Genomic DNA, 9,492 nt, shown 5'->3' with positions numbered 1-9,492 from the left:
CGTCCAGATCAGGGTCGCCCGCCAGCATCAGCTGCACGGTCGCGGGGTCGATCGGGCGCGCCGCCATTTCATACAAGGCCTGCAGCATTTCCATGCCGCGCTTGGCGTTGGCTTTGGTGCCGTCGACCTTGAACTGCTCGTGCCGGTGCGCAATTTTGACTTGCAAGGCCACTTCGATGGTGCGCAGATGCTCGTCCATGGGGCCGCACAGATGGGACAGCCGGGTGTTGTTGGGCGGGGAAAACAGGTGTCTGAGAATCAAGTTGATAATTCCTGAAAAGGGTTACCCATGATAGGCAAAAAATGATCGGCAAACTGACGGGCACGCTGAGCGACAAAAATCCCCCCCAGGTGCTGGTGGACTGCAACGGCGTCGGCTACGAGGTTCACGTGCCCATGAGCACGTTTTACAACCTGCCGGAGCTGGGCGCGCGAGTGACTTTGCTGACGCACTTTGTGGTGCGTGAAGATGCGCAGATTCTTTATGGTTTCGAGAACGCGCGCGAGCGCGAGGCCTTTCGCCAGCTGATCAAGATTTCGGGCGTCGGGCCGCGCACCGCCTTGTCGGTGCTGTCGGGCATGAGCGTGGCCGAACTGGCCCTGGCGGTGACGCTGCAGGAAGCGGGGCGTCTGATCAAGGTGCCCGGCATTGGCAAGAAAACGGCGGAACGCTTGTTGCTGGAACTCAAAGGCAAGCTCGGCCCCGACATCGGCGTTGCCGCCAATGTCGCCAACGACGCCCAGAGCGACATCCTGCAGGCCCTGCTGGCGCTGGGTTACAGCGACAAGGAAGCGGCTGCCGCCTTGAAGGCATTGCCCAAAGAGGTGGGCGTGAGCGAGGGCATCAAGCTGGCGCTGCGGGCGCTGGCGAAGTAGGCTGTAAGAGCCAGACTGAAGCAGGCGCCGCGTTGCTACGATGCACGCCATGACCCTTGCCAGCCCCTCTCATCTTGTCCATGCCTATCTTCAGTCCCTGCAAAAAGAGCTGTCGCGCGGCGACGCCACTGAGCACACGCACCGCAGCGCACTCAAAGCGCTGATTGAGTCCGCCGCCCCCGGCTTACTGGCTACCAACGAGCCTAAAGCCACCCAGCGCGAAAACAAGCCCGATTACATCGTGCGCAAAGCCGCGTCGGTGATTGGCTTTGTTGAAGCCAAAGACGTGGACAAAAGCCTCAAAGCCACGCTCAAAACGAACCAGCTCAAGCGCTACCTTGAAGCTCTTCCCAACCTGATGTTGACCAACTACCTCGACTTCATCTGGTTCGTCGGCGGTGAAAAGCGCATGGAAATCAGCCTTGGCAGCCTGAATGGCCAGCATGTGGCGCCCGCCAAAGATGCATCTGCGCGGTGGGACGAATTGATAGCCTGCTTTCTGGCCGAAGTCAGTCCCACTGTCTCCAGCCCGACCCAGCTCGCCAAAAACCTGGCAGGTCAAACCCGACTGTTGCGCGATTTGTCGCTGGAGTTGTTGACGGCTGGTGAGAGTGACCTCTTTGAGCAAGAGCAAAGTTTTCGCGCCCTGTTGGTGACCGACCCCAGCGCCCTGATCCTGGACCCGGCCACCGGCACGGCCACTTTTTTGCGCAAGGTGATAGCCCTCATTCACCAACGGGTGGACGGCCAGCACGGCGCCGGGGCTTGGCCGGGTTACGTGCGCTCGCAGTTGCTGCCCCGCATCTTTGGCTTCGAGCTGATGATGGGCGCCCTACACGGTGGCCCACCTCAAGCTGGCCTTGCAGTTGCAGGAGTCGGGCTTTGAGTTTCAAACCGGTGAGCGCCTGCATGTGTACCTGACCAACACGCTGGATCAGTTGCACCAGCAAACTGCCGCCATGCTGGGCCAGTGGATCGCCAAGGAAAATGAAGGCGCCGAGAAAATCAAGATCGACAAGCCCGTCGTGGTGGTCGTGGGCAACCCGCCGTATTCAGGCGAGTCGCGTAATAAAAGCGACTGGATCATGCAGTTGCTGCAGAGCTACAAGACCGAGCCCGAAGGCGGCCCGCTGAAAGAGCGCAACAGCAAGTGGCTCAATGATGATTACGTCAAGTTCATCCGCTTTGCGCACGACCGCATTGCCCGCACCGGCCACGGCATCGTGGCCTTCATCACCAACCACGGCTGGCTCGACAACCCCACCTTTCGCGGCATGCGGGCGCGGTTGATGGCTGATTTTGATGATATCTATGTGCTGGACCTGCACGGCAACAGCAAGAAAAAAGAGCGCACGCCCGTGGCCTTGAAAGCGCAGGGTGACGACAAAAACGTGTTTGATATTGAACAGGGCGTGAGCATCACCTTTCTCGTCAAACTGCCCAACTCCGTTCCGGTTGAGCCGGTCGAAGCCGGTGAAGAAGTTTTTGAACTCACCGCCCCTGAACCCGGCGTTGTGAAAAAAGCCAAACACCGCCAGCTCGAAGGCGGCAAAGTCACGCTCAAGGCCCGCATTCACCAGGCCGACCTGTGGGGCAGCCGCGACTACAAATACGACTGGCTGGAGAAACACAGCTTGTTGGATACACCGTGGCAAGACTTGCAACCCGCCTTGCCGCAACTGCTGCTGGTGCCGCGCGATGAAACTGATGCGGCGGAGTACGAGCGGGGCTGGAAGGTGACGGACATCTTTCCAATGAACGGTACAGGCGTGATCACCAAATGCGATCAACTCAACATCAGCTTCAGTGCCAAAGAGTGCTTCGAGAAAGTTTCTTGGCTGTTAACAGCAACGGAGTCGGATGCCCGACAACGTTTCCGTTTGCCAAAGCTGGGCGTGCGAGACTGGAGTTTTGGCGCAGCAGTTTCAGACGTTAAAAACTCGGGGCCAGATGAGATTTTCGTAAAGCCTGTCTTGTACCGCCCATTTGATCAGCGGTATTTGTATTACACGGGGCGCAGTAAAGGGCTCATGGGTTGGCCGGTACAAAAGCTCTTTCGTCATTTTTCAGAGAGTCCGAACATTGGATTGATCACCTCTCGCCTGACCAAGGGTGAGCCGTTCGCTCACGCACAGATCACCGACAAAATCACCGAGGTGATTTGCATGTCGCCACAAACGTCGAATAATGGTTTTGTGTTTCCGCTCTGGCTGCTGCCCGAGCAGCCCCAGCCAGATCAGCCGCTGAGCGCGCAGCGCCACCCGCGAGCTGATGCAGGAGATTGACGCCATTGCCAACGGCAAGCTCTGGCCCGAAGCGGCAGTCAGTCTTTGACCTTTCATCAGTAGTTTGCGTGGTGTTGCAGCTTGCGGATATTTTGACAGCTCGTATCCCAAACAATACAATCTAAGCAATGAAGCTCATCCACACCACGGAAGTTTTCGATACTTGGTTCGCCGGGTTGAAGGACAAGCAGGCAGCGCGGCGGGTGCAGGTTCGCGTCGACCGTGCGGAGGGTGGCAACTTTGGCGATTGCGAACCGGTGGGTGAGGGGGTGTCGGAAATGCGGATTCATTACGGGCCGGGTTATCGCGTGTATTTCGTGCAGCGCGGCATGGAGGTGGTGATTCTGCTGGCAGGTGGCGACAAATCAACTCAGTCGAGTGACATTAAAACTGCGCTGGAAATTGCGCGGCAACTGTAGGAGGTCAATATGGAAACGATCAAGCTGCGCAAATGGGATAGCGCCGAACACCTTAAAACCGACGAGGACATGGTGCTCTACCTGGAAGCCTGTCTGGAGGAGGCAGGGGACGATGCGGCGTTTATTGCCAAAGCGCTAGGTACGATTGCCCGCGCCAAGGGTATGACGCAGCTGGCCAAGGAAACCGGTCTGGGGCGCGAGAGTCTTTACAAGGCACTGTCCGGCGAAGGAAATCCAAGTTTTTCGACCATTCTCAAAGTCATTGCAGCGCTGGGCATTAAATTGCACGCCGAGACAGCGCCTGCTTAACCCTACTGCGCGTCCCGCACCGGCCGCCCATTGACGGCCTGCACCGGCCGGGCGTTGAGGGGAAACAGCTGCGAGAACAGCTTGATCTGTTCCCGGCTCACGGTGCTGGGCTGTTTGAGCACCAGCCACAGCACGCCCTCGGTACACGGCGGCGTGGTGAGCGAACCCATGAACTGGTAGTAGCGCTGGTCTTTGGGCAGCAACTCGTTCATGTCGATCAGGCCGCTGGGCAGGCGCACGCGGTCGCCGGTGTCCAGCGGCATGTGGGTCCACACCTTGTTGATCAAGGCGTTGGCGACGCCTGGGTCCAGCAAAACCGAAACCACCGCCAACTGGCCCTCGGCGTTCTTGTGCACCAGGTGCGCGACCATGGCAAAGCCCTGGTAATTGACGCGCTCTTCCGACGGGTGATGAAAGTGGAACTGCACCAGTTTGTAGGTCGAGCCGCGCACCGTCAAGGTGTTGTCGCCGACCAAATCAACCTGGATCGTGTGGCCATTGTTGACCACGCTGCCGCTGCTGGGCTGGTAATTGAATTGCAGTGGCTCCGCTGGTCCCTGCAACGTGTCCGACTCGTCGATGTTGATGGGGGACTGGCGCTTGCCAAGGGCGCAGATATTGAAGTCGGGCTTGAGCTTGCCCCAGGCCTGGGGCCCATTCGCGCCCTCATAACTCCAATGCACTTCGCCGCCATGTTGGGGGTCCTCGACCTCGGTGCTGGTGTCGAGACCCACGTCGTGGCCCGTCAAGGCGGCGGCTTTGGCGCGGATGTACTGGCGGCTGGCCTGCGGGTTGACGGCGGTGTGCCGGTGGGCGGCTGCCTGCGCGGGCGCGGCGCCATGCGCGCCGTCGGCTGTCTTGGGCGGCGCCTCCGCTGGCGCGGGCTCCGCTTTGGCGGGCACCGTGATGTATTTTTTTTCTTTGCCGTTGATCACCAGGGTCATGCGTTTTTGGACCAGCACACCGTTTTCAACGGCTTCTTGCAATTGGTCCGCCACGCTTTTGGCCGCGGAAGCCGGTGTCGCCGGTTTTTTCGCTGCGACGGCGGGGCTGTCGGCGGCTGCTGCCGCATGGTCCGCCGCACGGGCCAGGGTCGGCAGACCGGCTGCCAGGGCGATGGCAAGGACCGAGAACACGCCCCAGACCCGCCAGGAACGCACCCATGGGTGCACCAGGCCGCCAAGGGGAAGCCGGCCCTGCGCAAGAGGGCGGTGTGCAAGAGGCTGCAGGCGAGTCGTTTTCATGTCAGGCGGACCCAGTGGACGTGCACGATGATCAGGCCGCCTTGGATACAGACGGGTTGGTGCCTTGTTATCGGCATTTTTGCCAGGGCACTTGAGCCGGTCAGTTCCGCTGCAGGCTATAGTCAAGCCCCCATCAGCCTCCCCACCCGCCGTGAGCATTCAAACCGACGACTTTGCCGCCCCGCCGCCCAAACGCATGGTGTCCGCCGCCCCGGCCTCGCCCAACGAGGAGGCGATCGAGCGCGCCCTGCGGCCCAAGCTGCTGGATGAGTACGTCGGCCAGGCCAAGGTGCGCGAGCAGCTGGAGATTTTCATCAGCGCCGCCAAAATGCGCGACGAGGCGCTGGACCACGTGCTGCTGTTCGGCCCGCCCGGTTTGGGCAAAACCACGCTGAGCCACATCATTGCGCACGAGTTGGGGGTGAACTTGCGCCAGACCAGTGGCCCGGTGCTGGAAAAACCCAAGGACCTGGCGGCCCTGCTGACCAATCTGGAGAAGAACGACGTTCTCTTCATTGACGAAATTCACCGCCTCAGCCCGGTGGTGGAAGAGATTCTGTACCCGGCGCTGGAAGACTACAAGATTGACATCATGATTGGCGAGGGGCCGGCGGCGCGCTCCATCAAGCTCGATCTGCAGCCCTTCACGCTGGTCGGTGCCACCACCCGGGCCGGCATGCTGACCAACCCGCTGCGCGACCGCTTTGGCATCGTGGCGCGGCTGGAGTTTTATTCGGCCGAAGAATTGGGACGCATCGTCAAACGCAGTGCCGGCCTGCTCAAGGTGCCGACCGATGACAAGGGCGGTTTCGAGATTGCCCGGCGTTCGCGCGGCACGCCCCGCATCGCCAATCGGCTGCTGCGCCGGGTGCGTGACTATGCCGACGTCAAGGGCGCGGGCGAGATCACGCTCGATATCGCGAATCGCGCGCTGGCCATGCTCGATGTCGATCCGCAGGGCTTTGATCTGATGGACCGCAAGCTGCTCGAAGCCGTGATCCACCGCTTTGACGGCGGCCCGGTTGGCCTCGACAACATCGCCGCCAGCATTGGCGAAGAGCGCGAAACGATTGAAGACGTGATTGAGCCCTATCTCATCCAGCAAGGCTATCTGCAGCGCACGCCGCGTGGACGCATCGCCACGCTGGCGGCCTACCGTCATCTGGGCGTGACGCCACCCAATCGCGACGCCGATATGTTTGGCGCTTGAACCGGCCCTGGCTTTTCCGGAATAACTTTCACGTCAATGGGTCTGGCGTTGTGCGCCATCAAGAGCTGCGCCACGTAATAGGTCGATAGCACCCACAAGGACACCATCGGCAGCGGCTGCACGAAACGGTTGATGGCAATCAGGGAGTCGCTGAGCATGAAGACGCAGGCGCCCAGCGCCACCGCCGTGGCGGCCGCGTCGCGCTGGGTCATCGCCCGGCCAATGGCCTGGGCCGTCATCAGGGCGATCACGCTCACGTAGGCGGCGACCGCCACTTTGAGCACCGGGTCACCCAGTCCGCCCCAGACCCAGGCATACATGGCAGCCCCCGCGCCCAGCGTGCCCAGCAGGGCATGGCGGCTGGGAAACCAGGGCACGCCCTGGCGGAACAGGGTGATGTAAAAAAGATGGCCGACCAGGAACGAGGCCAGGCCCGGAATGAAGAAATTGCCGGGCAGCATCAGGAACACATCACCCGCCAGCGAGGCCGCCAGTGCCGCCATCAATAAGGCATCAAATCGCATTCCAGCCCTCGATTTGATTGCGCGATCAGCTACAAAAACAATAGCAAACAGCATCGTCAGGGGTTTGAAGATGAAGTGCAATTCGAGCAGGCCCAGCGTGCTTGTGGCGGCGGCCAGGGCGGCCGTCTCGATCAGCAGCAGCTCCAGCACGCTGATGCGGCCCTGCAGCACGGCGCCCATCGCCCAGTAGCCGGCCACCAGTGCCGCACTCCAGACCGCCAGGGTGTGCAGGGGCCAGCGGTCGGCAAACCACAAAACAGCCGACACGCCCAGCAGCAAGAGCACGAACTGCACGACCACAAACCCCAGCACGGCGCGGCTTGCAGGTGGGTCAAAGGGCGTGATGCGCGCCAGGTCGAAGTCGGGTTTGGGAAAACGCCGGGCCACGTCGACGGGGCGCCAGCCCGGCGGCTTGAACCAGATCCGCAGCTTGTCGGCCCGATGGCGCGTGTGCCACGAATCTTTCAGCAAAGCCCAATAGACCTCGGCATTGGCCCACAGCGGGTCCCAGCTGTTGAGCGGGCTGCGCGTGCCGTAGACGCATTTTTCACCTTCTTCATGGAAGCTGCCGAACAGCCGGTCCCACACCATCAAAATGCCGCCGAAATTCTTGTCCAGGTAAGCGTCATTCACGGCACGGTGCACGCGGTGGTTCGAGGGCGAGCAGAACACGCGGTCAAACCAGCCCAGTTTGCCGACCTGCTCGGTGTGGACCCAGAACTGGTACAGCAGATTCACCAGGGCCACGATGCCAAACACCAGCGGCGGCACGCCGGCCAGCGCCATGGGCAGATAAAACAACCAGCCCAGCAGGGCGCCACTGCTGGTTTGGCGCAAGGCCGTGGACAGGTTGTAGTGCTGGCTTTGGTGATGCACCACATGCGCCGCCCAGAACGCGGCACTGCGGTGGCTGCAACGGTGCAGCCAGTAGTAGCAAAAGTCATAAAAAATGAGCGCCAGCAACAGGCCATAGCCGGTGCGCCAGAAGCCGGTGTCTGCCCCCGCGGCGACCTTCGCATAGATCGCGGTGTAGAGGCCGATGGTGAGCAGCTTGGTAAAGATGGCGCCGAGCTGGCTCAGCACCCCCAGGCTGATGCTGTTGATGACGTCGCCCAGCCGGTAGTTGTTGTGACCGCTGCCGCGGCGCTGGCGCGCGAAAGCCCAGGCCAACTCCAGCGCCATCAGCACGAAAAACACGGGCGTCACCAACACGATGACCTGAAATTGATTCATGCGCTGATTTTGCCGCGAGTCATCTCGCGGCGGCCCTCAGGTACTGGTTTCGTCCAGGGTTGCATCGTCGTCGAGGTGGCGCGTGTCCGACCAGCCCACCAGCGTCATGCCTTCGGGCGTCCACAGCAGGCGGTTGATGGCGGTATTGCCCAGCGCCCAGCTGCGCGGTGCCTGTATCTCCTGTCCGGTGGCGGCGCGGTACAGCACGTCCATCACGCCGCCGTGGGCCACCAGCACAATTTGCTCTCCCAAATGCCGGGCGGCCAACTCGGACGCGGTGCGCGTGATGCGTTCGCGCACGTCCACCAGCGATTCGCCGCCCTGCGGCGCCCACAGCGGGTCGCGCTTGCGCCAGCGCTGGGCCTGCTCGGGCCAGATGGTCTCGATCTCGGCAAAGGTCTTGCCCTGAAAGACGCCAAAACCGCGCTCGCGCAAGCCCTCATGGGTTTGCACGGCCTGTCCGGTGGTGTGGGCGATCGAGCGTGCCGTGTCCCGGGCGCGCGACAGATCGCTGGCGTAGATGGCTTGAATCGACTCGCTCGCCAGCGCCCGCGCCAGGCGCTTCGCCTGTTGGCGGCCGGTCTCGTTCAGACCAATGTCAAGTTGGCCCTGGATGCGCGTGTCCACGTTCCAGGCGGTTTCGCCGTGGCGAATGGCAATGATGCGGGTGGCTTGCATGGCTTCAAAAAATCAGACTTGAACGCGGAGCACCTGCAGGCGGGGCAAGGACGCCAGCGGGAACGCCTCTTCGTCAAACACCTTGTCGCCGTCCGCGTCGGGCAGGCCGGTGGTCTGGATGTCCTTGAAGTTGTGGCGCGCCGTGTCCATCAGGTGCGAGGGCACCACGTTTTGCAGCGCGGTGAACATGGTCTCGGTGCGGCCGGGGTATTGTTTCTCCCACTCGCGCAGCATGTTGCCAATCTGTTTGCGCTGCAGGTTTTCCTGGCTGCCGCACAGGGAGCAGGGAATGATGGGGAACTGGCGATGCGCGGCCCAGCGCGTGAGGTCTTTTTCGGCCACGTTGGCCAGTGGCCGGATCACGATGTGGCCGCCGTTGTCGCTCACCAGTTTGGGCGGCATGCCCTTGAGCTTGCCGGCGAAGAACATGTTGAGGAAAAAGGTTTGCAGCATGTCGTCGCGGTGGTGACCGAGCGCGATCTTGGTGATCTTGAGCTCGTCGGCCACCCGGTACAAAATGCCGCGGCGCAGGCGGCTGCACAGGCTGCACATGGTCTTGCCTTCGGGAATCACCTTCTTCACGATGCTGTAGGTGTCCTGCGTTTCGATATGAAACGGCACGCCGAGATTCTTCAGGTATTCGGGCAGGATGTGATCCGGAAAGCCGGGCTGTTTCTGGTCCAGGTTGACGGCAATCAGCTCGAACTTGATGGG

Annotated in this window: 10 protein-coding genes and 1 pseudogene; 6 read left to right on the top strand and 5 right to left on the bottom strand. The window is 61.4% G+C overall.

Features of this window, described 5'->3' with window-relative positions; genetic code table 11:
* Window positions 1-262: pseudogene (locus B3V69_RS02725) on the bottom strand (PhoH family protein); the annotation flags it as partial.
* Between the two features lie 41 nt (window positions 263-303).
* On the opposite strand from B3V69_RS02725, the gene ruvA reads away from it, so the two are divergent.
* The 5 genes from ruvA (at window position 304) to B3V69_RS02700 (ending at window position 3,889) form a co-directional block, all read left to right on the top strand.
* Window positions 304-876, top strand: a complete 573-nt coding sequence (ruvA, locus tag B3V69_RS02720; RefSeq protein WP_296443561.1) for a Holliday junction branch migration protein RuvA — start codon at window positions 304-306, stop codon at window positions 874-876.
* Between the two features lie 49 nt (window positions 877-925).
* Complete coding sequence (locus B3V69_RS02715; protein ID WP_296443559.1) at window positions 926-1,762, top strand: hypothetical protein; 837 nt, start codon at window positions 926-928, stop codon at window positions 1,760-1,762.
* On the top strand, window positions 1,716-3,161 hold the full coding sequence (locus tag B3V69_RS02710) for a type ISP restriction/modification enzyme (protein ID WP_296443557.1): 1,446 nt from the start codon (window positions 1,716-1,718) through the stop codon (window positions 3,159-3,161). The genes B3V69_RS02715 and B3V69_RS02710 overlap by 47 nt, the downstream gene beginning before the upstream one ends.
* Before the next feature lie 128 nt (window positions 3,162-3,289).
* On the top strand, window positions 3,290-3,580 hold the full coding sequence (locus B3V69_RS02705; protein ID WP_296443556.1) for a type II toxin-antitoxin system RelE/ParE family toxin: 291 nt from the start codon (window positions 3,290-3,292) through the stop codon (window positions 3,578-3,580).
* 9 nt (window positions 3,581-3,589) lie between these two features.
* On the top strand, window positions 3,590-3,889 hold the full coding sequence (locus B3V69_RS02700) for an addiction module antidote protein (RefSeq protein ID WP_296443554.1): 300 nt from the start codon (window positions 3,590-3,592) through the stop codon (window positions 3,887-3,889).
* A 2-nt stretch (window positions 3,890-3,891) separates the two neighbouring features.
* Here B3V69_RS02700 and B3V69_RS02695 read toward each other — a convergent pair whose 3' ends face one another.
* Window positions 3,892-5,133 carry a carbonic anhydrase gene (locus B3V69_RS02695; RefSeq protein ID WP_296443552.1) on the bottom strand — a complete coding sequence of 414 codons (1,242 nt, stop codon included), beginning with the start codon at window positions 5,131-5,133 and terminating at the stop codon, window positions 3,892-3,894.
* Window positions 5,134-5,329: 196 nt separating this feature from the next.
* Between B3V69_RS02695 and ruvB the strand changes: the two genes are divergently transcribed.
* The gene (gene ruvB / locus B3V69_RS02690) at window positions 5,330-6,343 is read left to right on the top strand and encodes a Holliday junction branch migration DNA helicase RuvB (protein ID WP_414707455.1); all 1,014 of its coding nucleotides are present in this window, start codon (window positions 5,330-5,332) and stop codon (window positions 6,341-6,343) included.
* Here ruvB and B3V69_RS02685 read toward each other — a convergent pair.
* The 3 genes from B3V69_RS02685 to ttcA form a co-directional block, all read right to left on the bottom strand.
* On the bottom strand, window positions 6,292-8,100 hold the full coding sequence (locus B3V69_RS02685; protein WP_296443548.1) for a lysoplasmalogenase family protein: 1,809 nt from the start codon (window positions 8,098-8,100) through the stop codon (window positions 6,292-6,294). The two genes, ruvB and B3V69_RS02685, sit on opposite strands and share 52 nt — an antisense overlap.
* 36 nt (window positions 8,101-8,136) lie before the next feature.
* Window positions 8,137-8,778 (bottom strand): histidine phosphatase family protein, encoded by a 642-nt coding sequence (locus B3V69_RS02680; protein WP_296443546.1) that lies wholly within the window; start codon window positions 8,776-8,778, stop codon window positions 8,137-8,139.
* A 12-nt stretch (window positions 8,779-8,790) separates the two neighbouring features.
* A partial coding sequence (gene ttcA, locus B3V69_RS02675) for a tRNA 2-thiocytidine(32) synthetase TtcA (RefSeq protein WP_296443544.1) occupies window positions 8,791-9,492 on the bottom strand: 702 nt, incomplete at its 5' end.

The organism is Rhodoferax sp. UBA5149 (assembly GCF_002413825.1).
In the GTDB taxonomy this organism is placed as follows: domain Bacteria; phylum Pseudomonadota; class Gammaproteobacteria; order Burkholderiales; family Burkholderiaceae_C; genus Rhodoferax.
Note: the sequence above shows the minus strand (reverse complement) of the source record. Positions and strands in the feature narration are given on the sequence as shown.

Bases quoted from the DNA above. Each gene is read 5' to 3' on its own strand.
- ruvA (WP_296443561.1), top strand. From the start codon at position 304: ATGATCGGCAAACTGACGGGCACGCTGAGCGACAAAAATCCCCCCCAG.
- B3V69_RS02680 (WP_296443546.1), bottom strand. From the start codon at position 8,778: ATGCAAGCCACCCGCATCATTGCCATTCGCCACGGCGAAACCGCCTGG.
- ruvB (WP_414707455.1), top strand. From the start codon at position 5,330: ATGGTGTCCGCCGCCCCGGCCTCGCCCAACGAGGAGGCGATCGAGCGC.
- B3V69_RS02715 (WP_296443559.1), top strand. From the start codon at position 926: ATGACCCTTGCCAGCCCCTCTCATCTTGTCCATGCCTATCTTCAGTCC.
- B3V69_RS02695 (WP_296443552.1), bottom strand. From the start codon at position 5,133: ATGAAAACGACTCGCCTGCAGCCTCTTGCACACCGCCCTCTTGCGCAG.
- B3V69_RS02705 (WP_296443556.1), top strand. From the start codon at position 3,290: ATGAAGCTCATCCACACCACGGAAGTTTTCGATACTTGGTTCGCCGGG.
- B3V69_RS02700 (WP_296443554.1), top strand. From the start codon at position 3,590: ATGGAAACGATCAAGCTGCGCAAATGGGATAGCGCCGAACACCTTAAA.
- B3V69_RS02685 (WP_296443548.1), bottom strand. From the start codon at position 8,100: ATGAATCAATTTCAGGTCATCGTGTTGGTGACGCCCGTGTTTTTCGTG.